27 protein-coding genes are annotated in these 26092 nt (G+C 42.1%); 18 read left to right on the top strand and 9 right to left on the bottom strand.

Going from position 1 to position 26092, the window contains the following annotated elements:
* Nucleotides 1-9 precede the first annotated feature (9 nt).
* From RM347_RS01740 to RM347_RS01720, 5 genes are all read left to right on the top strand, one after another.
* Nucleotides 10-531 carry a hypothetical protein gene (locus RM347_RS01740; protein ID WP_322722377.1) on the top strand — a complete coding sequence of 174 codons (522 nt, stop codon included), beginning with the start codon at nucleotides 10-12 and terminating at the stop codon, nucleotides 529-531.
* A gap of 338 nt (nucleotides 532-869) precedes the next feature.
* Complete coding sequence (locus RM347_RS01735; RefSeq protein ID WP_322722375.1) at nucleotides 870-1508, top strand: histidine phosphatase family protein; 639 nt, start codon at nucleotides 870-872, stop codon at nucleotides 1506-1508.
* Between the two features lie 178 nt (nucleotides 1509-1686).
* The gene (locus tag RM347_RS01730; protein ID WP_322722373.1) at nucleotides 1687-1896 is read left to right on the top strand and encodes a hypothetical protein; all 210 of its coding nucleotides are present in this window, start codon (nucleotides 1687-1689) and stop codon (nucleotides 1894-1896) included.
* A 271-nt stretch (nucleotides 1897-2167) separates the two neighbouring features.
* Nucleotides 2168-2926 (top strand): SDR family NAD(P)-dependent oxidoreductase, encoded by a 759-nt coding sequence (locus tag RM347_RS01725; protein WP_428850504.1) that lies wholly within the window; start codon nucleotides 2168-2170, stop codon nucleotides 2924-2926.
* A gap of 341 nt (nucleotides 2927-3267) precedes the next feature.
* Nucleotides 3268-4398, top strand: coding sequence for a succinylglutamate desuccinylase/aspartoacylase family protein (locus RM347_RS01720; RefSeq protein WP_322722370.1), 1131 nt, complete (start codon nucleotides 3268-3270; stop codon nucleotides 4396-4398).
* A gap of 70 nt (nucleotides 4399-4468) precedes the next feature.
* Here RM347_RS01720 and RM347_RS01715 read toward each other — a convergent pair whose 3' ends face one another.
* On the bottom strand, nucleotides 4469-5551 hold the full coding sequence (locus tag RM347_RS01715) for an ATP-dependent 6-phosphofructokinase (protein ID WP_322722463.1): 1083 nt from the start codon (nucleotides 5549-5551) through the stop codon (nucleotides 4469-4471).
* Nucleotides 5552-5833: 282 nt separating this feature from the next.
* Between RM347_RS01715 and era the strand changes: the two genes are divergently transcribed.
* Nucleotides 5834-6808, top strand: coding sequence for a GTPase Era (gene era / locus RM347_RS01710; protein WP_322722369.1), 975 nt, complete (start codon nucleotides 5834-5836; stop codon nucleotides 6806-6808).
* 21 nt (nucleotides 6809-6829) lie between these two features.
* Here the strand turns inward: era and RM347_RS01705 are convergent, their stop codons facing one another.
* Nucleotides 6830-6964 (bottom strand): hypothetical protein, encoded by a 135-nt coding sequence (locus RM347_RS01705; protein WP_322722367.1) that lies wholly within the window; start codon nucleotides 6962-6964, stop codon nucleotides 6830-6832.
* Nucleotides 6965-7038: 74 nt separating this feature from the next.
* On the opposite strand from RM347_RS01705, the gene RM347_RS01700 reads away from it, so the two are divergent.
* Nucleotides 7039-7716 (top strand): response regulator, encoded by a 678-nt coding sequence (locus RM347_RS01700; RefSeq protein ID WP_174710379.1) that lies wholly within the window; start codon nucleotides 7039-7041, stop codon nucleotides 7714-7716.
* Between the two features lie 770 nt (nucleotides 7717-8486).
* Here RM347_RS01700 and RM347_RS01695 read toward each other — a convergent pair.
* Nucleotides 8487-9056 carry a DUF3611 family protein gene (locus RM347_RS01695; protein WP_322722366.1) on the bottom strand — a complete coding sequence of 190 codons (570 nt, stop codon included), beginning with the start codon at nucleotides 9054-9056 and terminating at the stop codon, nucleotides 8487-8489.
* A gap of 310 nt (nucleotides 9057-9366) precedes the next feature.
* Here RM347_RS01695 and RM347_RS01690 point away from each other — a divergent pair, with 310 nt between their 5' ends.
* Both RM347_RS01690 and RM347_RS01685 read left to right on the top strand, forming a co-directional pair.
* Nucleotides 9367-9840, top strand: coding sequence for a TspO/MBR family protein (locus tag RM347_RS01690; RefSeq protein WP_322722365.1), 474 nt, complete (start codon nucleotides 9367-9369; stop codon nucleotides 9838-9840).
* Nucleotides 9841-9930: 90 nt separating this feature from the next.
* Nucleotides 9931-10404: a TspO/MBR family protein gene (locus tag RM347_RS01685; protein WP_322722364.1), complete on the top strand. Its 474-nt coding sequence runs from the start codon at nucleotides 9931-9933 to the stop codon at nucleotides 10402-10404.
* A gap of 5 nt (nucleotides 10405-10409) precedes the next feature.
* Here RM347_RS01685 and RM347_RS01680 read toward each other — a convergent pair whose 3' ends face one another.
* Nucleotides 10410-11117 carry a M15 family metallopeptidase gene (locus tag RM347_RS01680; RefSeq protein WP_322722363.1) on the bottom strand — a complete coding sequence of 236 codons (708 nt, stop codon included), beginning with the start codon at nucleotides 11115-11117 and terminating at the stop codon, nucleotides 10410-10412.
* 505 nt (nucleotides 11118-11622) lie between these two features.
* On the opposite strand from RM347_RS01680, the gene RM347_RS01675 reads away from it, so the two are divergent.
* The 4 genes from RM347_RS01675 (at nucleotide 11623) to RM347_RS01660 (ending at nucleotide 15734) form a co-directional block, all read left to right on the top strand.
* The gene (locus RM347_RS01675; protein WP_322722362.1) at nucleotides 11623-13113 is read left to right on the top strand and encodes an aminotransferase class I/II-fold pyridoxal phosphate-dependent enzyme; all 1491 of its coding nucleotides are present in this window, start codon (nucleotides 11623-11625) and stop codon (nucleotides 13111-13113) included.
* Between the two features lie 132 nt (nucleotides 13114-13245).
* Entirely contained in the window at nucleotides 13246-14265 is a 1020-nt protein-coding gene (locus RM347_RS01670; RefSeq protein ID WP_322722360.1) for an ABC transporter ATP-binding protein, read from the top strand.
* A 155-nt stretch (nucleotides 14266-14420) separates the two neighbouring features.
* On the top strand, nucleotides 14421-15308 hold the full coding sequence (locus RM347_RS01665; RefSeq protein ID WP_322722358.1) for an ABC transporter permease: 888 nt from the start codon (nucleotides 14421-14423) through the stop codon (nucleotides 15306-15308).
* A gap of 33 nt (nucleotides 15309-15341) precedes the next feature.
* Complete coding sequence (locus RM347_RS01660; protein ID WP_322722357.1) at nucleotides 15342-15734, top strand: hypothetical protein; 393 nt, start codon at nucleotides 15342-15344, stop codon at nucleotides 15732-15734.
* 77 nt (nucleotides 15735-15811) lie between these two features.
* Here the strand turns inward: RM347_RS01660 and RM347_RS01655 are convergent, their stop codons facing one another.
* On the bottom strand, nucleotides 15812-16249 hold the full coding sequence (locus RM347_RS01655) for a peroxiredoxin (protein WP_322722356.1): 438 nt from the start codon (nucleotides 16247-16249) through the stop codon (nucleotides 15812-15814).
* 194 nt (nucleotides 16250-16443) lie between these two features.
* Between RM347_RS01655 and RM347_RS01650 the strand changes: the two genes are divergently transcribed.
* The 5 genes from RM347_RS01650 to RM347_RS01630 all read left to right on the top strand — a co-directional run bounded on the left by RM347_RS01650 (nucleotide 16444) and on the right by RM347_RS01630 (nucleotide 19922).
* On the top strand, nucleotides 16444-16848 hold the full coding sequence (locus RM347_RS01650) for an Npun_F0494 family protein (RefSeq protein WP_322722355.1): 405 nt from the start codon (nucleotides 16444-16446) through the stop codon (nucleotides 16846-16848).
* A 360-nt stretch (nucleotides 16849-17208) separates the two neighbouring features.
* Nucleotides 17209-18693, top strand: coding sequence for a cobyric acid synthase CobQ (gene cobQ / locus RM347_RS01645; RefSeq protein ID WP_322722354.1), 1485 nt, complete (start codon nucleotides 17209-17211; stop codon nucleotides 18691-18693).
* A 109-nt stretch (nucleotides 18694-18802) separates the two neighbouring features.
* Nucleotides 18803-19039, top strand: a complete 237-nt coding sequence (locus tag RM347_RS01640; RefSeq protein ID WP_069073076.1) for a 2Fe-2S iron-sulfur cluster-binding protein — start codon at nucleotides 18803-18805, stop codon at nucleotides 19037-19039.
* 57 nt (nucleotides 19040-19096) lie between these two features.
* Entirely contained in the window at nucleotides 19097-19315 is a 219-nt protein-coding gene (locus RM347_RS01635) for a type II toxin-antitoxin system HicB family antitoxin (RefSeq protein WP_322722353.1), read from the top strand.
* A gap of 274 nt (nucleotides 19316-19589) precedes the next feature.
* Complete coding sequence (locus RM347_RS01630; RefSeq protein WP_322722351.1) at nucleotides 19590-19922, top strand: hypothetical protein; 333 nt, start codon at nucleotides 19590-19592, stop codon at nucleotides 19920-19922.
* 207 nt (nucleotides 19923-20129) lie between these two features.
* Here the strand turns inward: RM347_RS01630 and RM347_RS01625 are convergent, their stop codons facing one another.
* From RM347_RS01625 to RM347_RS01610, 4 genes are all read right to left on the bottom strand, one after another.
* Complete coding sequence (locus tag RM347_RS01625; protein WP_322722350.1) at nucleotides 20130-20573, bottom strand: SRPBCC family protein; 444 nt, start codon at nucleotides 20571-20573, stop codon at nucleotides 20130-20132.
* Between the two features lie 89 nt (nucleotides 20574-20662).
* On the bottom strand, nucleotides 20663-22102 hold the full coding sequence (gene zds / locus RM347_RS01620) for a 9,9'-di-cis-zeta-carotene desaturase (RefSeq protein ID WP_322722348.1): 1440 nt from the start codon (nucleotides 22100-22102) through the stop codon (nucleotides 20663-20665).
* Nucleotides 22103-22378: 276 nt separating this feature from the next.
* Nucleotides 22379-22555 carry a CopG family transcriptional regulator gene (locus tag RM347_RS01615; protein ID WP_292845444.1) on the bottom strand — a complete coding sequence of 59 codons (177 nt, stop codon included), beginning with the start codon at nucleotides 22553-22555 and terminating at the stop codon, nucleotides 22379-22381.
* A gap of 1769 nt (nucleotides 22556-24324) precedes the next feature.
* Nucleotides 24325-25965 (bottom strand): DUF6930 domain-containing protein, encoded by a 1641-nt coding sequence (locus RM347_RS01610; RefSeq protein ID WP_322722346.1) that lies wholly within the window; start codon nucleotides 25963-25965, stop codon nucleotides 24325-24327.
* Nucleotides 25966-26092: the final 127 nt, after the last annotated feature.

Genomic DNA, 26092 nt, shown 5'->3' with positions numbered 1-26092 from the left:
ATAAGTAAAGTGGCAAGCAGCGAACAGTATAAACGCCAAATAATGAAAGATTTGGCTCAGGGTGATGTTGAATCTTTGGATGATACTACAGCCGAATCAACAGCAGAATATCAAAATTTCGATGATTTTGCTCAACGGACAACACCAGATCAACGTCGGCAGTTATTTGGTCGATCTTTACATCCAGATCGGATTCCTACTAGCCAAATGGAGCCAGAATTACAACAGGCGATCGCACAAATTAAACCCAATGAACGCGATGATGTAGCAAGGGCTTTTTTCAAACACTTGAAGGAAAGAGGACTAGACGATCGCCATCTAGAGCAACAGTTGGGGCTTTCTACACACCACCCCAGCCGCATGAGTGCTGATGATGTTAGCAAACTAGCGTCCTTCGTCTATCATAACCATCCCGACATTTTCCGCGAAGTGTTGGCGGAGCAACCAGGGATTATCAAGTTTCTCAGTAATCCTGTAGTTGCAGGTATTATCGGAATTGCAGCGGCTAAGTGGTTGGGTAGTCGCAAATAAAGTTTGAGTTCTTAGTTTGGAGTGTTGCGTAACAAAGTATGGTGGGCTATGCCCACCTTTATTTTTTGCCTATTATTCAGTAAAGATTATGTAATAAAATATTATTAGATTATTTTTAGCCAAATAAAATCAAATAATTAGCGATCGCTGCACCAATGCCTACCTTTTAAATAGCGTCAAATAGCGATGTCTATAATGGGTGTAGCTGCGGTAACTTTGCCCAATCTGAAAATCATTTCAAATCTCAAAAAATTGTAGTAATATACCACAGGCATTAACTATCTTCAGCTACATCTGATTGTTAATGCTCTTAAATTTACAATCGATGAGAATATACCGTGAGCCTAACTCTTTATTTCCTCCGTCACGGACAGACAGAATGTAGTCGCAATAATTCCTTTTGCGGTTCCATAGACTCAGAACTTACTCCAGAAGGGTTGGAGATGGCAAAGGCTTTTGCTGACGCATATAGTTCTATGGATTGGACAGCAATATTTTGTAGTCCAATGCGGCGAACTGTATTGACAGCAAAACCCTTATGTGAAGCAATAGGGATGGAACCACAACTTAGGGATGGTTTGAAAGAAATTAACTATGGCTTATGGGAAGGAAAAACACCAGAAGTAATTAGCCGTGAATATCACGATGATTATATTCGCTGGTCAGCAGATCCCGCTTGGAATGCACCAAATGGTGGAGAAATGGCTGTTACAATTGCAACTCGTGCCTTGCAGGTAATTGAAGAAATTAAACAAAATTATAGTAGTGGTAATGTTTTAGTTGTTTCCCATAAGGCAACCATCAGAATTATTCTGTGTAGTTTGCTGGGGATTGATGTGGGACGCTTCCGTTTTCGTTTGGGATGCCCTGTTGCTTCAGTCAGTATTGTAGAATTTACTTCACATGGTCCGCTGTTAAAGGTTTTGGCAGACCGTAGTCATTTGGATGAGCGTTTGCGAAATTTACCTGGCACATGAGGGGAGTTAGGAGTTAGGAGAGACGCGATTAATCGCCTCTGTACAGGAGTTAGGTGTTATTATTTTTGCGTTGCTCTCCCTCACTCTCTGGCTCAGTATATTTGCATAAAAGATTTATTCCAATTTTCAAAATATATAACACGACAATTGTTGCGATCGCCCCGTTAATAGGTATTCCATGCACAGCTGCAACGGCAACAATCGCTTTGGTCATGAAAACAATCGTTTTGGTCATAAAAACAATCGCTTTGGTTATGAAAACGATCGCTTTGGTTATGAAAATAATCACTTTGGTTATGAAAACAATCGTTTTGGTTATGAAAACAATCGTTTTTGTGACCAACACTTATGCGATCGCAAGCAATGCTTAAATAAAACTTATGAATGATTTGACGTTGGCAATAAATCTTGCACTGCACCCTACGACTCTGTTTCTAGCCTATCTCGCAGTGACTAAATTACCTCGCGCACCTCTCCAGCGCACTCTTCACCCGTCGTCTCGCACCAAGCAGTTTTGGGACAAATTTCAAATTTGGGTAAAACACATCAGGCTTGGTTATTATTGCTGATTTGTTGATAGCTTTGTCAAAATCTTGACAAAATTACCCGGTTGTCAAATAACTGAGGTGACAGGTTGCAACAACGAAGGAGCAAAAATCATGAATAGCAATACAAAGAAACTCACAGGTAAAGTTGCCCTTGTCACAGGTGGTTCACGGGGTATTGGTGCTGCGATCGCCAAACATCTGGCTGAAGACGGCGCAGACGTTGCCATCAGTTACGCCACCTCATTCGAAAAGGCTGCGCTCGTTGTCCGGGAACTCGAAGAAAAAGGGGTTAGTGCCGCCGCCTTCAAAGCCGACCAAGCCAATTCTCTCGAGGTTGAGAATTTGGTTAAGATGGTCGCCGAACGCTTTGGCCGTCTGGATATTCTCGTGAACAATGCTGGGGTGTTTGTCCTTGGTGTAGTTGGCGATTCTGCAAGTGATATTGCGTCCTTAGAACGGCAGTTTGCGATCAATGTGGGTGGCGTAGTGGCTGCCGTCCGCGCTGCTGCACCGCTCATGACTGAAGGTGGACGGATCATCTCCATCGGCTCCTGTGCTGGAAGCCATTCGCTTTGGGCAGGAATCTCCGATTACTCAGCAACTAAGTCTGCGATCGCTGGCTACACGCGGGGCTGGGCACGCGATCTGGGACCGAGGGCGATCACAGTTAACATCGTACAGCCAGGTCCAATTGAAACTGATATGAACCCATCTGATAGTGATTTTGCGGTAATCCAAAAAGCAGCCACAGCGCTCGATCGCTACGGCAAGCCAGAGGAAGTCGCGGCTGCGGTCGCTTTTCTGGCCAGTCCTGACGCGGCTTTCATCACCGGGGCAACACTTGATGTTGATGGTGGTATGAATGCTTAAGACCTCTTGCAAAAGTTCCTTTTGCACTCTTGTAGGGAAAGGGGAAAAGGGCAAAGGGAAAGGGAAAATTCTATCCCTTTCCCCCTTACCCCTTACCCACTTCTGCAAGAAGTCTTTAGATGTCTTAACTAATTGTGTGCAACAGTCTGCTGTGGCTGTGGCTCTATTAACCCAAGTTGCTAGTTATTGATTCAGGCGATCGCTTTGTACAATAAAATCCCCTCCAGATGTGAAAAATGGAGGGGAATATGCTAAACGAAATCAGCTAATTCTATTGGGCTAGGCTTTTAATTCACTACAGATACAGCGATAATTTACTCAAATCATCACCGAGTTATTTCATGTTGCCAGTTATTGAAAGCATTGTATTACGTCAAATGGCTTCGGGCGATCGCCTTTTTCTCCAAGTTTACAAATTCATTGGCACTCAACCTGGTAAAAAGGTTTATATTCAATCTAATTTGCACGGTGCAGAAATTGCTGGTAATGCCGTTATTCACCAGCTAATTGAGTTTTTATTAACAATAAATGATACAAATCTAACTGGAGAAATTTGGCTAGTTCCCGTTTGTAATCCAATGGGGACAAATGAACGCGCTCAACATTTTTCTCCTGGGCGTTACTGCGTTTACGAAGCCAAAGACTGGAATCGCATATTTTGGGACTACGAGAAAGAAGCTGATGATTTAGTAGCTTTTACTAAATCTCAACTTCATATTGATGATCTAAAGGACGTTCGACAAAATTATCTAACTATAATCAAGCAACAATTTGCAAAAGGTTTAGAAAAAATTAATTCTCCTAGTGGTGTACCTTACACTGAGGTTTTTAGCTATAAACTACAAAATCTCAGTTTAGATGCAGATTATTTAATTGATTTACATAGTTCTACAAATCAAGCATTAGACTACCTTTATTACTTCCGAAACCGAGAAGATAGTGCAAAATATTTCCTGCTCGATTTTGGAATCTTACTTAATAAATACGATGGTGATGCTTTTGATGAAGCTTTTATCAAACCTTGGTTAGCATTGGAAGGTTGTTTTGAAGAGTTGGGTAGAAAAATTAAGTTTGATGTGGAAGCTTGGACGCTAGAATTAGGAGCAGGAATGCAAATGAATCCTGATTCAGTTGCTAAAGGTGTAAGGGGTATAAAAAACTATTTAGTGCAAAAAGATGTACTGCAAATTCCTGATTCTTTATCTGACACAAAAACCCATGAAATGACTTTTGCATCTAGCAGCAATCGGAAAAAATATTATGCGATCGCAGGTGGCATGATTCAATCGAGAATAGAATTAGGTAGTTCAGTAAAAGCTGGAGAAAAACTGTATCAAATTCTCAGTTTTAATAAAGAGAGTAAGTTACCTAGTGTAATTGATGTCTGCGCTCAACATGATGGATTGGTTTATGATGTCGCAACCAATCAAGCTGTGAATGAAGGTGAGTTTGTACTAGGAATTGTGAGTTAGGAGTAGAGACGCGATTAATCGCGTCTTTACAGGAGTTATGAGCTTTTTAATTCCTCACTCCTAACTAATTTCAGTCTCCTAAATAAATACTCATACCACGAGCGGTTTTAACTAAAGTACCATTGGGATCGACGGCGCTATATTGAGCGATCGCTTCTGTAATTGGTACACTTAATACTTGGCGATTTTGCCAAGTTACCATGCGATCGTATTTACCTTCGGCAATGAGATTAACCGCCGCAACGCCAAAAGCTGTTGCAACTAATCTATCTAATGGTGAAGCAGTTCCACCGCGTTGAATGTGTCCTAAAACTGTGACTCGCGTTTCTACACCAATGTGCTGAATAATTTCATCTGCTAAATATTCGCCAATACCACCGTATCGAGATTGACCTAAGCGATTTGTAATTGTCACGTTTTCCCCATCTTGGGTACGAACCGCTTCAGAAACAATAATCAAACAATAGTTTTTACCTTTTTCTTGGCGTTCTTTGATTTTGTGGCAAATGTGGTCAACTGTGTAAGGAATTTCGGGAATTAAAATTACATTCGCTCCCCCAGCAATTCCCGCAGCTATAGCTATGTGTCCGGCATCACGCCCCATTACTTCCAAAATCATGACTCGGCTATGACTTGCAGCAGTAAAATGTAATCGATCTAGTGCTTCCGTGGCAATATTAACTGCTGTATCAAAACCGATAGCATGTTCAGTGACGCCAATGTCGTTATCAATTGTTTTAGGAATACCAACTAGATTAATGCCACCTTGTTGGGCGAGGCGACGCAGAATTGCCAAACTACCATCGCCGCCAATACCAATCAAAGCGTCTAAACCTAGCTCATGATAACCTGCAATGATTTCTTCAGAGCGATCGCATAAACTTCCATCCGCCATTGGAAAAGCAAAAGGGTCGCCTTTATTGGTTGTCCCCAACATTGTGCCACCCGCAGTTAACAGCGAGTCAACTTGATCGATTTCCAGTTTTGTGAATTGTGGCGGACGCGCCATTAATCCTAGAGTCGCTTGACGAATTCCCAAAACCTCCCAGCCGTAAGTATCGACAGCACAATTTACTACAGCCCTAATCACAGCATTTAAGCCAGAACAATCACCTCCACTCGTAAGAATTCCAATGCGTTTGGGTTCTCCCATCTCTTTTATTGACATTTTGATCCAAATATATTTAGTAGTTGATGAAACTTAAGCCAAAGTTAGCAGCAGATTAAACCGAAGCAAAAGTCCTCCTTGTAAATGCCAAAGTAATTTTATGTTTGTTTTGTATCTAAAAACAAAACAGAGTTATGTCAGATGTAAAATATAAGTGTAGAGCCAGTAGTAGATTAAACCTCGGCAAAATTAATCCCTAAAAATGCCAGGGTAATTTTATGCTTGTTTTGTGTCTAAGAAAAAATCAAGTTATCCCAGCTGTAAAATATGAGGGTGGAGCCAAAGGTGACTAGTATTGAAAATTACACTTTCTCTTTTTCAGGAGAAGTAACAATCCCCCAGGCTCCTCCTGAATTCAAATCAGGTTTTATCGGCATTGTTGGTCGTCCAAATGTCGGTAAATCTACTTTAATGAATCAATTAGTCGGACAAAAAATTGCCATTACCTCACCAGTAGCGCAAACAACACGTAACCGTTTGCGCGGCATTTTAACTACACCAGAGGCGCAGTTAATTTTTGTAGATACGCCAGGAATTCATAAGCCCCATCATCAATTGGGCGAAGTATTGGTGCAAAATGCCAAAATTGCCATTGAATCTGTAGATGTAGTGCTATTTGTGGTAGATGGATCTGTGGCTTGTGGTGCAGGCGATCGCTATATTGCCGAATTGCTCAGTCGTAGCAAAACACCAGTGATTATGGGTGCGAACAAAATCGACCAACAACCGGCCGATTTTCAGTTTCTAGATGATAGTTACGCTCAGATTGCCCAGTCCCATGAATGGGAAATCGTGAAATTTTCTGCCAAGACGAGTGCAGGATTACCGCAACTTCAAGAATTATTAATTGAACATTTAGAAATTGGACCGTTATACTACCCGCCAGATTTGGTAACTGACCAGCCAGAGCGGTTTATTATGGGTGAATTAATCCGAGAACAAATTTTGTTATTGACTCGTGAAGAAGTACCCCATTCAGTAGCGATCGCTATTGACTTAGTAGAAGAAACTCCCACCATTACGCGTGTACTTGCTACCATCAACGTCGAGCGCGATTCCCAAAAAGGTATACTTATTGGCAAAGGCGGAGCAATGCTCAAAGCAATTGGTAGTGAAGCCCGCGAGCAAATTCAAAAGTTAATCGCTGGTAAAGTTTACCTCGAATTGTTTGTCAAAGTCCAGCCAAAATGGCGACAGTCGCGAATAAGTTTAGCAGAGTTAGGCTATCGCGTGGAAGAATAATAATCGGTCATTTGTCATTAGTCATTGGTCACTTGTACTGAGCGACTCGTGCCGAGCATCTCGACTACTTCGACTGCGTTCAGCACAAGTTCGCTCGATGGAACCGGAGCCGAGGTAAGCCATTGGCGCAGCCTCTCCAAGAGTTGTATTAATCATTGGTTATTGGCAAGCAAAAAAAGCAAAAGACAAATGACAAAGGACAAATGACTAATGACTCTTAATTAATAAAAATGTCTTTAGATATTCGCTATCCCTTAAATTTACCCGCTAATGCTCCGCCGTTGCGCGTGTTAATTGTTGAAGATGATCCGATGATGCAACTGGGATTAGAGCAATCGTTAATGGCTCATCCTCAGTTGGAGATTGTTGGACAAGCAGAAGATGGTTATTTGGGAGTCCAAGCAGCACTGCAACTGAAACCCGATTTGGTGGTTATGGATATTGGATTGCCGCGATTAGATGGCATTGCAGCGACACAGCAAATTAAAGCGGCGCTGCCAGCAACTCATGTGGTGATGCTGACATCTCATCAAACCGAGACAGAAATTATTGCCGCACTATCTAGCGGTGCAGATGCGTATTGCATCAAAGGTGCAAGTGTGGAAAGATTGTTAAGTGCGATCGCAGCCGCAGTTGATGGTGCAGCCTATCTCGATCCCCAAATTGCGCGGCGAGTAATTGACAATCTCAAACCACCTACACCCACCAGCAACAACGCCAACTTATCTGGGCGCGAGTTAGAAGTGTTGAAACTCATGGTAGACGGTTTGAGTAACCCAGAGATTGCCGAAAAACTCTATCTCAGTCCCAACACCATCAAAACTCACGTCCGAGGGATTATGAATAAATTAGCAGTGGACGATCGCGTACAAGCAGCAGTTGTAGCACTGCGTTCTGGGTTGGTTTGATATCAGAAGAAATTCAAATCTTTACCACTGAATATCTGGATCAGTGTACGTGACGCTCCCTACTCTGTCTGCAACTTTCAAAATACTAAATTTTTATTTTTGACGCACTTGTACCTTATGGCGATCGTACCTTTGGCTTTGAAGTTTTTACGAATTATTAGACCTATTTACAAGTAGAGGCGTACATATATATGTACGCCTCTAGATCCGATTCATTTGTTGCCAAGATTTTTGAAAGATAGTCTACCTCAATACATTTTAGTTAAAAGAGTTTGAGAATCGATTAGGGTCTAAATCAGTAGGAAATAATAAAATTTCCTTGCCTTCTAAATTTGCCCTGTGGTAAAGCAAAATTGCCTTTTCCAAAGAACAATATTTAATTGGAACCCATCTGTCGCTATAAAAGTAGACAGTTACTCGGCTCATTGCATACTCTTTCAACGGCAGTGGAAGAGACCAGGACGAGTCCAAAGTTTGCACCTTACCTGTTGAGTCCATGCTTTGAACCTCAGTTATTAAGTATATATACTTTCACTCATCAGAATGATTTCAAGTAACTGTCATAAGTAATAACAATCTGCCTTTAAATTGCATCTTTAGGTAAAAGTTAAAATAATTACAACTAACCCAATGACCGCAGAAAAACAACTATTTACCGACCTTAGCGCTAAATGCGATCGCTACTTCTTGCGTGTCAGCAGCTTGAATTATACCTACGCGTAGCCCCCTAGCATAGTCGTTACTGAGATCAGTTTTCCTGTATTCTTGCACTAGTGTTGATGAACTCGTTCCAGTAACCATAACGAAGCGACAGTACCCGCATAGTGAGCAGCAATCCCAGTGATGTCTGCCACAGCCACAAAAATATCCATCGCTCGAATAATGTTATAGGGATTGATAATTGCCACTCCTGGAGGTTGGGATATAGATTTTGCCACTAGCACTAACACGGTTGAGCCAGCACCTAAGAGAGTTAATAATATACCCACTAAACTCACAACTATGCCCAATCGGAGAATTCTAGTTGTATCTCCCTTACTAGGATGCAAAGCTGGATTGGTATTTTCTAAAGCTTTGCCTATGCGAGTGTAACGAAAATCCCAATAGAGACTGAATAACAACAGTACAATCCCGCATACAGCCCAAAATATGCCAATCCCAAGACCAGCATTTTGTTGCTGAACAAATCTACGACCAGTCAAGGCAAACAGCAAAGCTAAGACAGAAACCACTCCAATTGCCAATTGTATCCAGAAAGTAATCCAGCCTGTAAGGCGAATAGTATTACCAATTCCTCTAGTTTCTGGTGCTAGCAGTCGTGCTTCTGATTCAGTTTGCATATCAATCACCATTAAATCTTAAATCTAATTACCTTAATCCCCCTACTGCCAAGATTATTTCTCCGATTCGCCCCATACACCCACCCCTAGACATAATCATCTTAAAATCTTGGGGAATAAATGGAGAGCAGAAGGAGCAGGAGAAGTGAAGGAGAAGAATTAATAACCAATGCCCATAATTTAAAATCCTGCCAAACGATGAAAAGTTTTCAAACTCAGGGACGATGAAAAATTAGCAATTAAATTGACAAAATCACACTATAAAGAGTGATATTAAGCGATAGATAGCGCTTGTAAAGGACTAACGGGCATGATTAAATCTTGGATGGTGATTGGGGGTGTTGCTTTCTTAGTTGCTTTAGCAGCAAACGTGATTACACCTAGCGATCGCCAGTGGTTCAAGCGCTTACAACGACCGAGATGGCTCACTTTTGAGGGTGCGATTCCAATTATCTGGACTGTTATATTTATTTGCGGTGCTTGGTCAGCTTATATTGTCTGGGAAAAAGACCCAGGAAGCACCTCAACCTGGTTAATTATGGGTTTATATCTACTTTTAGAAATTGTAACCATTGCCTATACACCTGTAATGTTTAGGCTTCGCAGTCTAAAAGTGGGCACAATTCTTGGTGCCACAGGTTTCCTCATTTGTATTTTGTTGATACTTGCAGTCTTAGGTTTTTCTGGTTGGGCAGCACTATTACTAGTTCCTTATTTGCTCTGGAGTCCCATTGGTACTTATACTACTTGGCAGATGATTAGTCTCAATCCTCAAGATGCCTAAGATTCGCACCAGCGAATGATTCAACATATAGCCTAAATTGCCAAACTTGCAGTGTATGACTTGACAAAATACACAAAACTTGAGTGCATTATGATTCCATCTTGGATAATAATTGGGGCTATAACTTTCTTCATCGCCCTTGGTAGTTTCTTGATCACGCCGCGTGATGTTAAATGGTTTGCAAAGTTAAGTCGCCCTCGCTGGCTAGTTTTTGAGCCGCTGATTCCGCTCATCTGGACTGTGATTTTTATTTGCGGTGCAGCTTCAGCTTATATTGTCTGGGAAAAAAATCCAGGAGGCCTAATTACTTGGCTACTAATGGCTTTGTACCTCTTGGTGGAAATTATCACCGTGGCCTACATACCTATAATGTTGAGGTTTCGCAGTCTCAAAGCTGGGGAAATTCTTGGGCTAATCGGTTTGATTTCAGGCGTTGTCCTGGCAATCTGCATTTTGCCGATTTCTCCAATGGCAGCGCTGTTACTCCTTCCTTATCTAGTTTGGACTCCCATTGGTACTTACACCACTGACGAGTTAAAGGAACTGAACCCTCAAGATGCATAACGCATTTATACAAGACGCCCATAACTTGCTGTGACAGGATTGGCTGGATTAGATTGATTATTCAGCCAAGCCCACATTTGATCGCCAACAGAAAAATGCCACCACTCTCTGGGATTGCGTTGAAAGCCGGCTTTTAACATTACATCTTGCAATAGCTGACGGTGAGCATGATACTTTTGTGTTTCTGAGTTGTCACTATTGGCATAATAATCGGGATGCGATCGCTCGGACATTTCATCAATGGGCGAACCCATATTCACTATTTGCCCTGCATTATCTACTAGCGTCACATCCACCGCAGCCCCCGTACTATGAGGAGGGGGAGTTTTTTCATCCAAACTTGGTGCAGCCCAAATTGCATAAACCGCTTCCCAAATCTCTTGGCGTTGGTTTGGTGATAACTCCACCTCAGTCAATCCCCTATCCTGCACTGCTTGGGCGAAGCTGTAATCTACCATAAACTGCTGAACTGCTACTGGGCGATAGGCATCAAAAATTTGGATCCGCCAGTTAGGATGCAAAACATCAAGATAATTTTGCGCTTGGATCAAATTTTCAATAACGCTTTGACGGAGATAATAGGGAGAGCGATCGCCATAAGGTGCACCTAATTTTTCATAAGGATGGGGAAATTCAACCGCGAACAATTTTAAAGGAATCGCTATTATCGGTTCACCACACTCAAAAATTGGGATTTGATGATAAGGTCTCATCTAGTCAGCCACAGAGAATTTACGGATTTTAACGCAAGCATAGCATTCTTAGGACTTACGCAGAAGAGACCCCCCAACCCCCTTAAGAAAGTGGCTTAGGAGAGATCGAGGTTTTAAGCTTTGATTGCCTAAATATAGTTTTGCGTAAAAGCATAGCGTTTTCAACACAGAGGAACGCATTAAGATTGCAGCCGTCGCATTGGCATTGTAAGAGGACGCATTAAGATTGCAGCCGTCGCATTGGCATTGTAGCGGGACGCATTAAGATTGCAGCCATCGCATTGGCATTGTAAGAGGACGCATTAAAATTGCAGCCGACGTATTGGTATTGTAGCGGGACACATTAAGATTGCAGCCGTCGCATTGGCATTGTAGGGTATTGCCAAATTTAATTCGCTACAAATTAATGAAATGCTCTACTAAGTCTTGATTTTGTCTATAGGATTAGACTCTACCTTAATTCTGTACTGTTTCCTTTGCGTCCTTGCGCTTTGTTTCTCCAAAAATGCTCAATCAAAACCAAACACCTTTATTAGATGCTTTAAAAGCCAATACAGCAAGACCCCATGCGCCTTTTTACACTCCAGGACATAAACAAGGTGAGGGAATTTCTCAACCCTTGGCTGACTTATTTGGTAAAGCTGTCTTTCGCGCTGATTTAACCGAATTAGCAGATTTAGATAATCTTTTTGCACCCCAAGGCGTTATTCAAGAAGCACAACAACTGGCAGCTGAGGCATTTGGCGCTTCGCAAACATGGTTTCTTGTCAATGGTTCTACCTGTGGGATTGAAGCGGCAATTCTCGCTACCTGTGGGACAGGCGATAAAATCATTTTGCCTCGAAATGTGCATTCTTCTGCGATCGCTGGTTTAATTCTCTCCGGTGCAATACCAATTTTTCTCAATCCTGAATACGATCCAGTTTTAGATATTGCTCACAGCATCACGCCCAATGCTGTAGAATCTGCACTCCAACAACATCCAGACGCCAAAGCAGTGTTGACAGTTTACCCGACATATTACGGCGTTTGTGGAGATTTGAGTGCGATCGCCAGCATTACACATCAATATAATATTCCTCTACTTGTAGATGAGGCACACGGCGCACACTTTGCCTTTCATTCAGAATTACCCACTCCAGCTTTAGTCGCAGGTGCCGATTTAACTGTACAATCCATCCACAAAGTACTCGGTGCAATGACACAGGCATCAATGCTGCACGTTCAAGGTAACAGGATAGATTGCGATCGCATCAGTAAAGCTTTGCAACTCGTACAATCTACCAGTCCTAGTTATTTACTTTTAGCTTCTTTAGATGCAGCGCGTCAGCAAATGGCACTCTATGGAAAAATGCTGATGTCTCGCACTTTGCAACTTGCTGATGAAGCTAGAACAAAAATCAGTCAAATTCCTGGATTATCTGTTTTACAAATTCTGAGCAAGCCTTCTGAAGCGGGGTTGGGGGGATCTCCCGGCTTTGTGGCTTTAGATAAAACGCGACTAACTGTCACTGTTTCTGGTTTAGGCTTAACCGGATTTGAGGCAGATGAAATTCTTGATGAAAAATTTGCTGTCACTGCTGAATTCGCCTCACTACAACATCTCACTTTTATCATTAGTTTGGGCAACACCCCAGCCGATATTGAGCAATTAGTGCAAGGATTTACCGCCCTTGCCAAAGAATATCGCCGAACCAACTTGGCTGTTAAAAGACATATTTGGCAGGATCTTTTCACTACACAGTGTCATGCTTTATGTTGTTCTCCCCGTGAAGCTTTTTTTGCTGTCAGTGAAATACTACCTTTGATACAGACTAGTAAACGCATCTGTGCCGAAATCGTCTGTCCCTATCCCCCAGGAATTCCTGTATTAATGCCGGGAGAAGTCATCACCAAACCTGTCCTTGACTATCTGCAACAAATTCAGGCGATGGGAGGATTTATCAGCGGTTGCAATGACACAAGCCTCAAAACTTTGAAAGTGGTGAAGATTTGATTTGTCTCCACCAATGACTAGCAAAAATCGACTTTCTCCATTTTGAATTTTGAATTACTTATTTCCTTGCTCTCCACCTTCTACAATAAAGATAGACTTTATTGAGATTTGTATAGTTGGGGATAAGCTGTCATGGCTCCCGCCGTTTTAATTCAAAATCTGCAAAAACGCTACGGCACGGTAGTTGCCGTCCAAGATGTTTCCTTTCAGGTAGAATCAGGAGAAATCTTTGGTTTATTGGGCCCCAACGGTGCTGGTAAAACTACTACCTTGCGTGCCTTGTGTACACTTACCACACCGGATGCTGGCAAAATCGAAGTATCTGGCATTTCTGTGTTAGATAATCCGAGAGTGGCAAGACAAAGACTAGGCTATGTAGCTCAGGAAGTCGCTATAGATAAGGTGCTGACTGGAAAAGAACTGCTGCAATTGCAAGCTGCACTTTATCATCTCCCAGGCGCAGTAGCCAAACAGCGTATTGAGACGGTATTAGATTTACTCGGTTTGCAAGAATACGCCAACAAAAAGACAGGAACCTACTCAGGCGGTTTACGCAAGCGCCTAGACTTGGCTGCTGGGTTGCTCCATGCACCGGATGTTTTGGTATTGGATGAGCCAACTGTCGGACTTGACATAGAAACCCGTTTTGTGGTCTGGGATTTCCTGCGAAAATTACGCGCCTCTGGAACGACGGTAGTAATTACCAGCCATTATCTAGAAGAGATTGATGCCTTAGCGGATCGCGTGGCAATTATAGATCGCGGCGTTGTGATTGCCACTGGCACACCTTCGCAATTGAAAGATCAAGTAGGGGGCGATCGCATCACGTTGCGAATCCGCGAGTTTTCCCCCATTGAGGAAGCAGAAATTGCCAAAAACCTGTTGCAAACTTTGCCATTTGTGCAAGAAGCGATTATCAACAGCGCTCAAGGTAATTCCCTCAACTTGGTGGTGACACCTCAGAACGATGTTCTGATTAACATACAGCAATCGCTGAATACCGCTGGCTTGCCCATATTTGGCATTGCCCAATCTCGCCCCAGTCTCGATGACGTTTACCTCGCCGCGACAGGACGCACCTTGTTGGATGCAGAACTCGCAGCCGTTGCTACCCGCGATCCCAAAGCTGAGAAAAAGCAGAATATGAGATAGGGAATGGGGCATAGGGTATGGAGCAGGGGGGCAGGGGGCAGGGGGCAAGCGGGAGAATAAAAAATTACCTCTTTCTCCTCTGCTCCAAGCTTTGTGCCCCTCTGCCTCTTTCCAATCCCCAATCTAAAATTCAAAATCCAAAATCCAAAATTGCTATGAGTGTTACTCCTAAATCTGATATCAATTGGCAGCCTCTAGTATTGCCACAAGCAGATGTTAATGCTGCACCTAACTTTTTCGGTGAATTGGTACAAGAGACGTTGGCTTTAACTCGTCGCTTGTTTATTCAGTTGCAACGCCGTCCCTCATCTTTAGTTGCCGGAATTATTCAGCCAGTGATGTGGTTGATACTATTTGGTGCTTTGTTCCAAAATGCTCCCACAGGTATATTTGGCAACACAACCAATTACGGTCAATTTTTGGCTGCCGGCATAATTGTGTTTACAGCTTTTGCTGGGGCACTGAATGCTGGTTTGCCCGTAATGTTTGACCGCGAATTCGGCTTTTTGAATCGTTTGCTGGTAGCACCGTTAGCATCACGGTTTTCCATTGTCTTTGCCTCAGCCATCTTCATCATCAGCCAAAGTTTGCTGCAAGCAGCGGTGATTGTAGCGGCAGCAGCATTCTTAGGGGCTGGACTACCAGATGCAGCTGGTTTAAGTGCGATCGCTCTAATTGTCTTTCTTTTAGCTTTGGGTGTGACAGCCATCTCCCTCGGTTTAGCTTTTGCTCTACCCGGACACATTGAATTGATTGCAGTGATTTTCGTCACTAACCTGCCATTATTGTTTGCTAGTACGGCTTTAGCACCTCTATCCTTTATGCCTCAGTGGTTACAGGTTATCGCTACGCTAAATCCCCTTAGCTATGCGATCGAACCAATTCGCTATCTCTATCTCCACAGTAGTTGGGGATTAAGTAGTGTAGTGATGCAGGCTCCTTGGGGTGATGTTACCTTTGGGGGAGCGTTGCTGGTGTTATTTGGCTTTGCCCTTGTCGCCTTACTAAGTATTCAACCACAACTGCGTCGGACTCTTGCTTAAGATAAAATAGATCAATTTTAGGGTCAAAATCCCATGAAAAAATCATTTTTACAAATTACTAGACTCTTTGTCGCTACTGCGGCCGGAATTAGCTTTGCGTCTTTGCTCATGGCTCAACCTAGTTCGGCTCAAGTCAGCAGCCCAGCAGATGCTTTTCCTAGTAACAGTACAACAGACCAAAATACCGATCCATTTTCTCGGACGAACTCAGATAATTTCAATATGTTTGACCTGATTCATCGGGCAAATTTCGGGACTCTCAACTGGAATTCTGACCAACAGAACGAACAACTAGACTCAGCAGCAGCAGCCTTTAAAGCAAGGCAACAAAGACTAATTCAAGGTCAACAAGCAACTCCCAGTTTGCCATTGGTTACACCACAATCAGTTACACCAGCTTCAGTTACACCACCATCAGGTAACTGAATTCAAACAAAGAACCCCAAGCCGTAGAGGCTTGGGGCTGAGACTATTTAAAAAATCTTTAGTTATCAGGTAAAAAACTACAGCCCAAGTGCAGCTAAAACATCGCTAGCATGGGTAGTGGTATTTACACTCGTGTCAACATGGGTAATTTTGCCGCTGGGGTCAATTACGTAGGTGACGCGCTTGGCATAACCGCCGCCATCCACATCGAAAGCTTTAATGAGGGATTTGTCGGTGTCAGCCAGTAGGGGAAAATTCAAATTATATTTTTGGGTGAATGCCTGATGGGAGACTTCATCATCTGCACTGACTCCCAAGATTACAATATCTTTACCTTGATATTGAGACTGAGCATCCCGAAAACTACAAGCTTGTTTGGTGCAGCCTGGCGTGTCATCTTTAGGGTAAAAATACAAAACTACTGTCTTCCCGGCAAAATCAGATAATGAGACTGTGTTGCCGTTTGTATCTTTGGCGGTAAATGCAGGTGCATCCGTACCAACTGCTAGAGGCATAATTAACCTTTCCTGTTTCAGATTGTTGATGCACTTGAAATTTTACATTAATTTATAATGATTAAATATAATTACTAAAAAATAGCATAACTATACTTTAGGTAACTAATTTTGGTTAAATGAGGTAGTTTGTACAAGAAAAAATATATTCTTAAATTAATCTTTATTACAAGAAAAATTTCTCCCGATATACAATGCCTGCTGTTGATTCCCAAAACCCAAATATTTTTGTCTATCCTCGGAGCACAGTAGAAAGAGCCGAGCGATCGCTAGTGTGTTCACCCTTTAAGTTATCTTTATTTGAAGTGATGGGACATCAGAGTGTTTCATTAACTGCGATCGCCCTGGAAAATGGACTCAAGCAGGGCTATACTAAGCGCCCTTTATCAGAATTAGCCTGTGACAACGCTTTAGGCTGGCTGATCCAAGTAGGTGTATTGCGGCGAGAAGTCGATGGCCAGGGAATTACAGATAGTTTTCGCCTCACTCCTTTGGGACGCCAGTTAGTGGAACAATATCAAGGAAAAAATTGGCGGACTCCTTCATGGCGCGATCGTTTATCCGATGCTGTGATTCGTTGGTTGCGGATACCCTTTTAGAATAAAAGACCAAAGAGTTAGGATTAGGGAATCAAAGGGAACAATATATACGGAAACATCACATCTATTCATGAAGTCTTTACCATAATCATTTGACTGAAATTTGTGATGGTGCATTGGGCACTTGTACTGAGCGACTCGTGCCGAGCGAAGCCGAGATAAGCCGAAGTATTGAGCATTGAGCATTCGGAAAAGGCAGAGGGGTAGAGAGCAGGCTTGCCGTGAGCGTAGCCGAACGGGAGCAGAGGGAAAAGAGGTAATTTTGTATTCTCCCCCTTGCCCCCTGCTTCTCCCCCTGCTCCCCTGTTGTTCGCTCCTAAAATTTCATCCTGTATCTTGAAAAACTAAGTGATAGCAACTATGAAATCAATTATGGTAGTGGGGACAACATCCCATGCAGGGAAATCACTTTTAACTACAGCTATTTGTCGCATTCTGTCGCGGCGTGGCTGGCGAGTGGCTCCCTTTAAAGGTCAAAATATGGCTTTAAATGCTTATGTCACTGCCAGTGGTGGAGAAATTGGCTATGCCCAAGCAGTACAAGCTTGGGCGGCGGGAGTCGTGCCTTGGGTAGAAATGAACCCAATTTTACTCAAACCCCAAGGGGATATGACTTCCCAAGTAATTATTAAAGGCAGGTCTGTTGGCAAAGTGAGTGCCTCAGATTACTACGAGCAATATTTTGAACTGGGGTGGCGGACAATTGAAGAATCACTACAGCATTTAGGAACAGAATTTGACTTGCTGGTTTGTGAAGGTGCTGGTAGTCCCGCAGAGATTAACCTCAAGCACCGCGACTTAACTAATATGCGGGTGGCAAAATATTTGAATGCGCCAACAATATTAGTAGTTGATATTGATCGGGGTGGTGCTTTTGCCCATGTGGTAGGAACCCTAGAGTTATTGGAACCGGATGAACGCGCCTTAATAAAGGGTGTAGTAATTAATAAGTTCCGAGGACAGCGATCGCTCCTAGATCCAGGGATAAAATGGTTAGAAGAACGCACGGGTATCCCCGTTATCGGTGTTATACCTTACTTACAAGAAGTTTTTCCAGCAGAGGATTCCCTTGATCTGCTAGAACGTCAATCGTCGTCGAATAAAGTCCAAACCGACCTCAACATTGCCGTCATCCGCTTACCAAGAATTGCCAATTTCACTGACTTTGACCCACTAGAATCAGAAAGTACAGTTTCAGTGAAATACCTTAGTCCTAAGCAAGATTTAGGACATCCTGATGCCGTGATTATTCCAGGTACAAAAACCACAGTTGCTGATTTGCTACTGCTGCAAAAAAGCGGTATGGCAGAAGCTATCCAAAACTATGCTGCTTCTGGTGGAACGGTTTTAGGTATCTGTGGTGGTTATCAAATGCTTGGTCAAATCATCGCCGATCCAGAAGGGATAGAGGGACAAGCCGGCAGATTTCAAGGGTTAAATCTTTTACCAATCAGAACTGTAATTACAGGACAAAAAATCGCCCGCCAGCGCCAAGTTAGCTCAAATTATCCGCAACAGGGCTTGCCAGTCAATGGTTTTGAAATTCACCAAGGGCGATCGCGCATCGAACAGCAAGGCATAGATCCCCAATCCTACCATGCACTATTTGACGATATTAATTTAGGATTAGTGGATAGTTGTCAATCGGTGTGGGGAAGTTACCTCCACGGGCTTTTTGATAATGGGCCTTGGCGACGGGCTTGGTTAAATCGCCTCCGTCAACAGCGGGGTTTAAAATCTTTGCCCACTGGTGTTGCTAACTACCGAGAACAGCGAGAGCAAATTTTGGATTCTTTAGCCACTGAAGTTGAAAGTCATTTAGACTTAAGTCTGTTTTTGTCTTAAGCTAAAATGCGTTGAAATGTCATTAGTCATTAGTCATTTGTCATTTGCAAATGACCAATGACAAAGGATAATTCTTACGAGTCAATACTAAATTAAATGCGTAACATTGATGATTGTCCGTGTCCGCTTTTTACCAGATGATGTCACAGTAGATGCCGAAGTGGGAGAAGCCCTCTTAGATGTAGCAGACCGGGCTGGGGTATTTATACCCACCGGTTGTCTCATGGGGTCTTGTCACGCTTGCACCGTCGAATTAGAGGATGGAGAGATCATCCGCGCTTGTATCACAGCAGTACCGCCACGCGAGGAATTGACGATTAATTTGTTTAGCGACCCAACTTGGTAGTTTTTTAACCCTCTAAGTTCAAAATGTCAGACGAAGAAGTAGAGGAGAACAAACAAGATGAGTAAGCTTAAATACCAAATGGTTATTCAGTGGTCTGAGGAAGATGATTGCTTTTTAGTAGGATTCCCTGATTTTCCAAGACAACGCTGGCGGACTCACGGAGATACTTACGAGTTAGCTGTGGCAAATGGAATTGAAGCCTTAGAGTCCCTAATTATTGCCTACGAAGCTGTAGGTGATCCACTTCCAGAACCAACAGTAAGTAGGGTGCGTTAACGCAATTTACTAGGTGGTAACTAATACTGCACAATTTGTGCGATCGCGGGTTATTATTGGTTTAAAATAGTATTTTTACGTATTATTACTGTGCTTTTTATTGTTATAAATTTGTATATTCATCCATGAGTGTGCGCCTGAAATATAAAGTCGGGCGATTGCACTTGGTAGTTCTTACTAGCCTCAAAAATTGCCAAAACCATTGATTATCTTTGAGGGTTAGGGACAAGTGAAGAGTTCCAGTACACCTGTAAAATTATTTGAAGAATTTATTATGATTCAAAAACAGAAATTTCAGAGTTTTAATCATACAGAGAAGCTAGTCAATAATTATAGTTTCCAGATTGGCGAAATTATCGCAGGAAAAATAGTGTTTTTTGAGATCCTTCCTCTCGTATCTCCAGGACTGCCTGATAAATTTGTAGAAAACAACTCTGAAGTTAGGTTGGAGGGAAGAGTTCATAAAGTTAATAATACAGGTGAGGTTGTCTCAGTTACTTTGTTAACAGAAATTAATCTTCCTTCAAATGATGCAATGGCTTACAAGAAAGGTGATGTAATCAGTCTAGATAATATGAAATCTTACTCTATTTCACTAGTGGAATAGTCAAATCTAAAAGTGAAGTCATTCTTAGTTATTAAGGTTAATATGCCAAACAAGATTTTGTGTATGCTAAAAAATTTGTAGATAGTCGAACTCGCAACAAGTGTCGATGATCGCATCTCCTCCAATCCTTAAAAAATCCATATTTCCTTATCAGACAGCAAGAAACTTTTACACCCTGTTTCCCACTGCCTGTTTTTGCTATCTATATCAATTAGATTTAACATTCAGCGCGTATTCTTTGAACCTTTCCAAATCAGCTTGAATCGTCGATTCAACTATCCGTCCCAAAAACAAGTTATCCATAATTTTGCCAATAATGCCGGGGATGGCATAGGAAATGGTCATTTTGACAACGCTACTACCGTGGCGATCGTAAAAGCGAATCGCTCCCTGATTCGGCAAACCATCAATCGATTCCCATTGGATAATTTGGTTGGGGACAACTTTGAGAATTCGGGATTTCCAATTAAATTCTAGACTGCCAGTCTTTAATTTCCAAAGAGATATATCTGGATTATCTGGCGGAATTTTCACCGAATCAATCCACTTCATCCACCGAGGCATTTGCTCCAAATCAGACCAGAGGCTCCATACTAAATCTATGGGAACTTCTACTTCTACCTGCACAGTATGCTCTAACCAATCTGACATTCTCTCTTCTTCCTTCGCGTCCTACTTTTCGAGAAGCCACTTCATGCCTACGCGTCCTTTGCGGTAGCCTGCGGCAAGTCATTGCGTGTCTACTTCTTCAAACTCTCCAAAATCACTTTTGCCGCACGCCGTCCAGAAATAGTCGCTCCTTCCATACTGTCGATGTAGTCTTGCTGAGTATAACTCCCTGCGAGGAAGAAATTCTCTACAGGTGTTTTTTGGTTGGGACGGTACGCATCCATCCCTGGCGCTTCTCGGTAGAGAGACTGAGCCAGTTTTACCACACTGTACCAAGTCATATTTAGCTCCCGCGACGAGGGAAACAGTTCATGAACTTGCTTAAGAACATGCTGTGCGATCGCTTCATTACTTTGTGCAATAAATGGATCTCCCGGTGTCAGCACTAGCTGTAACAACGATCCCTGTCCTGGGCGATAATAATCAGCAGGGCTAGTCAACGCCAAATCGGCAAAACAAGAAAAGTCAGCATCGGCAGTGTAAAGTAAATTATCGATTCCAGCCGCATGATTTAGCTGTTTACGTTGCTCTCCATCGTTCAGTTCCGTTACCCAACCATCGAAGCGTAACTGCACTGTAGCCACTGGCACTGCATCCAGTTTGTAAATATTGTCAAATTCTGACCACTTACGCCACTCGTGAGGTAGGATGCGTTGAATTCCTGGAACGTCACAGGCAAAAACGTAAGCATCAGCGGTGATAGTCTCTACTGTATCACCTTGGGCAACTACTATACCAGTGACGCGGGTTTGTTCCTCTAACTCAGTAAACTGAATTTCCCGAACTTGCCGACGCGTGTAAACTTTGGTGCCTCTAACATCCAGATATTCCAGAATCGGCTTATGTAAATACTCAGATGGAGAACCTTCCAGCATTCGCAAAACTGAGGCTTCAGTTCTGACTGCAAATAGCTGGAATATCGTTAACATACAACGGGCAGACATATTTTCGCAATCAATAAATCCCAATGCGTAGGCAATAGGGTTCCACATACGCTTGATGCTGCCATTACTCCCACCGTGACTGCGAAACCAGTCGGCAAAGCTAATTTTATCTAATTTGCGGATGGTTTTCATCGCTCCGTTAAAGTCTACCAATCCGCGAACTATGGGACTAGTACCCAAAGCGATCGCATTTTGCAATTTATCCTGCAACGATAGTTGGGAAGTAGTGAAAAATGCTTTTAAGCCATTGAAAGGCGCACCTGTAAGAAAGCGAAAATCTAAAGCACCAGTCTGGCCCCCTTTATTAATAAAAGTGTGGGTATGTTCCTTGAGGCGTAAGTTTTCTAACACCCCCACTTTTTTCATCAAGTCAAATAGTTGGTAGTAGCACCCGAAAAATACATGCAACCCCATTTCTAGATGGTTGCCATCTTCATCAACCCAACTGCCAACTTTACCACCCACAAACGGACGAGACTCAAAAATCTCTATTTCACAACCAGCATCTGCTAGATCCACTGCGGTTGCTAGTCCAGCCAGTCCCGCACCTACGATTGCAACGCGCATTCCGTTGTTCCTTTTCAGTTTCTTTACAGATTGTAACTGGGTTGGTGTCGGAATTTGCTACTTAATATCAACTGTACCAGCATATTAAGGTATGGCAATGTCGATGCTAAAATCTCTTTGATCGCTTCTTTTAGTCCTGGCAAATGACCAGACGCGTTTTTCTCGCGTCTGTATCAGCTAGACAAACTCTTGTCCATAGCAGCAGACTCAAAAAATTATCATAGCTATTTTTTGGTGGCAAAGCAGTTATCTGGAATAAGTCATGAAAGCATCTTCTTACTTGTTTCCATCTTTGCTGTCATCGGAGACAGGCAAACTTCTAATCAGTTCACGAATCACATCGGTTGCGGGTCTACCTGTTTGTTGACAATATTTTTCTAGTTTTTCCGCTTCCTGTGTTGCGAGATTGACTGTTATGCGTTTAACGGCCCATTTTTTATTTGTCATTATCATGCTATCTGCTGTATATTTAGATTGTCGAAAAAGTCTAAGTAATGAGGGAACCGATAAGATTATCAGAGTTGGTCTCAGGAAACAAGTAATACCATTAATATTAAAAATGTTTGTTTTGTCAAAGTATTTATCATTTTCTAAAGAAATCAAAAAACTACACTTTATTTGTTACTATTGTGACAGTAGAAAATGCACATAGTTGCTTTTGAAGATAATAACCCCACTAACAGCATGAGTAAAGCCTCATAATGAAATTTGATAAATGAATTTGAGACACCTACTGTTTACTTAAATAAAGATTTCCAAAGTTATTCTTCGTTAAAAGCATTTGACCTTCTCTTTGAACCAAGTTTGGTAAATCCAGTTTGAGAGAACATCTAGTACAACACTAGAAAATAAAGCTTTAGAATTATCATGATGCTGAAATGCTTGCTGAGAGGTGGGTTGGAGTGGTGTGTATAGATCGTGAATAATCACTTAAAGTAGGCAAATAAGCGATCGCTCTAGAACAAACACCCATCTGCACCCATTAATGTAACCAAGAAGTTAAGAGCTACTTGAACATTTATGAATTTTGGCTTACCTTGATCAAGCTGATTGCTTTTCCGTGCCAATATAGTAGCTGAAAAAAAGGGGATAAGGCTCAGGAGACTGAGTGTAAATAGCCAATATATTGGTAAATTTTGACAGTATCATCTGTAATTTCACACAGATGAATTAGTCCGTAATAGATGTGATGTTACTTGAGTGTTGTGGATAATAATATTTTAGTTTTGTTTCATACTTTTACACTAACTTCCTGTAAAGATACAATGAATTTTTGCATATTTTTTATCCTCCCTCTAGCGATATAGTTTGCTTTCACTCCAGCGTTTTATCCTTTGTTAGTATTCATCTATCTTGAGGTTAGATAAATTATTTTTAGCCAACTATGGTGCTAAATTTTTGACACTAAATCTTCTTCTCCGATTTAAGCTAAGAGATAAATTCCTGGCAATAAAATATTGATTTACAACTATTTATTATTCGGTAGCTATACCTAGAAAAATACTTGTATGCTTCAATATTTTTTAGTGATGTGTTCATTATATCCATTATTTACGCACTTTAAATAATCTTCATTTAGACACTAAATAAGCTAATTTTCATCCTTTATAAAAAAATTACAAAGGAAAAGATATACTTTTGAACTTTTGCTTAATCATATTGATATATAACAAGATGCTAAACTCAAAAACTTGTTAAAAAAAAGATTCCGATATCTAAGTGCATCAGCTAGGTTTGATTAAACCAAACTTTGCAGATAATTATTGAGTAGCATGTAGTTATTTATACTGATAAAAATTAAATAAAATAACTCAAAAACTGTAAGAATACAGGTACTTCATGAAATTGAGGTAAAGTTAACTTCTAATCATTGGCTGCCTATAAGTATTGACATATACATGAATATAGATTGCGAAGTCCCGCGGACTGAGAAATACGTGAATAGAGAAGTATGAAGAGTGTTGAGCAGAGGTGGAGACACTCCACCTCTGCTCAAAAGTCCTCCTACAAGGGATGGAGGATATACAAATGCGAAAATCCTGAGTACTTTTTACTTCACTCAACACTCAGTTGGTAAAGAGAAGAGGAATAAACGTTAAAAGATAAAGCCTTATCCTTTTCCGTTCCTAAATGCAGTTTCAGTCAATATGCAAATCAAATACATATTGACTTAATTTCTCATATTCACAATTTGAGATTAAGGATTGTAGGAATTCGTGCAACTATTCAAATTTAAGTTGGGGCATCAGTTGGAGAGTACCAATACCTAAATCTTTAGGTGAAAGCGATCGCGCTTCAAACAAAGCCATCATATCTCGTAACTGAGGATTGCCACGGGAGGCTCCCGTTAGTCCTTTGGCAATGATTAAGCCACAGTAGCCCTTAGTGTTCTTACACCGCTGATTCCATTTTTTTCGGGCTTCTACATGAATAGGATCTTCATCTAAAAATTCACCGAATAGGAACAATTCGCCATTTTGAGTTTGCAATAAACCTAAATCGTAGCGATCGCCATCGAAGGGGTCGGCACCTGGATTAAAGCAAATTGCTTTGAGTCCGCCTGCGGCTTCAATTCTTTCAATTACAGTCTTAGCCTTGGGCCGGGAAGTTTGAATTAAAATTACCGGCAAACCGTCACCCACTTGTTTGATTTCACCAGCCTTATGGTAGCTGACCCCCTTCCTGAGGTACTCCAACATTTCCCAAGACACCACACCTAAGCTAAGAAAAGAGTCTTCTGGTATCAAGTCATCTTGCAATGATTGGAACTTCGGGGAGTCAAGGTTCCCAATTTCTTGAGCATCGACACCAAAGCCTGCCATTTCCTCTAATTCTGCTGCTAACTGCGGCATGGTAGAGACTGTCACAGCCACAGATTTAGTTGATTCTTCCGACTGCGGCAGAGAAATGCGATAGCGACGGCTGAGGGTAGGGAAGATATCCTCATGAAGCTGGCGACGGTGATCGCGAATAAAGCGGCTCAGGCTTTCGATCGCAACGAAGATTACTAGTGCTTCTTCGTCATACAAAACAGACCGCAGTCCTTCTAAGGGGTGGATATTACCAAAAGTGGGGTCAATTTCTGATAATGGCAAATCCGCCAAATTACCTGCTTCCTCCTCATCTTCATCGGTTTCGTCAGTACTTTCAAAAGTGAGAAACAGGCAATCTTGCTTGAGGAACGCTTCTTCTAGGTGCTCCGTTGATTCTTCATCTCTTAAAACTGCGGCGCGAAACCGTTTTAAAGACTCTTCAGAGCGATAAAACAAAATCCCATACTCCATTCCCAGCATTCCCATAACTGAGGCGTAGAGTGTGCCAACATCCCACTTATTAATCTCGATTGACAAAATTTGCTGTTCTTCCAAAAATTCCCAAGGTGCTGCTTGCCAAATTGCAAATGCTTTCTCTCGCAAGATTTGTGCATACTGTGGAGGTAAATCGGGGGTTTGACTATCAAGGATGTCGGCGAACCCGCGAAATAGTTCGTCAATTAAAGGTAGTTCTGGGGCGTAGTCAATGGCGATATCCAAATCTTGTAGCACCCCCCGCAGGTAAAATTGGATCTCCCGGTCTTTGACTACAATTCTTTGGGGTCTGGCAGGTCTTGCCGGACTCTGGGGATGCTCCATTGCTTGCATTAAGGTGCGAACTATTGCTTCTGGGCCGATATCTGAAGCTACCACGTCCATTCCTCGAACAACACCTTGAGAGTAATCTACCCAAAGAATGCATTCTCCCTTTGCCTCTGAATCTGAGTGCTGGTTTGGTGATGACAACGGACGGCGATCGCCCTCCCATACAGAAGGAATTTGAGTTAATTTCTTTAACCGACGACTGGTAGAGCGATTAAAACTTGTCATAGAGTAAGTTAATCAAAAGAAGCAATTTGGAAGTAAACTTTGGGGGATAGCTAGCCTCGGATTAAGTTTTTATGGCTGCACCTGAAGGGTGGTTGCTTCTGTTGCTGCCGCAAGGCTTGAACTTCAA

It is taken from the genome of Nostoc sp. ChiQUE02, from assembly GCF_034531305.2.
Taxonomy (GTDB): Bacteria; Cyanobacteriota; Cyanobacteriia; order Cyanobacteriales; family Nostocaceae; genus Nostoc.
The sequence above is the reverse complement of the archived record's forward strand: the minus strand, read 5'-3'. Positions and strand labels throughout refer to the sequence as shown.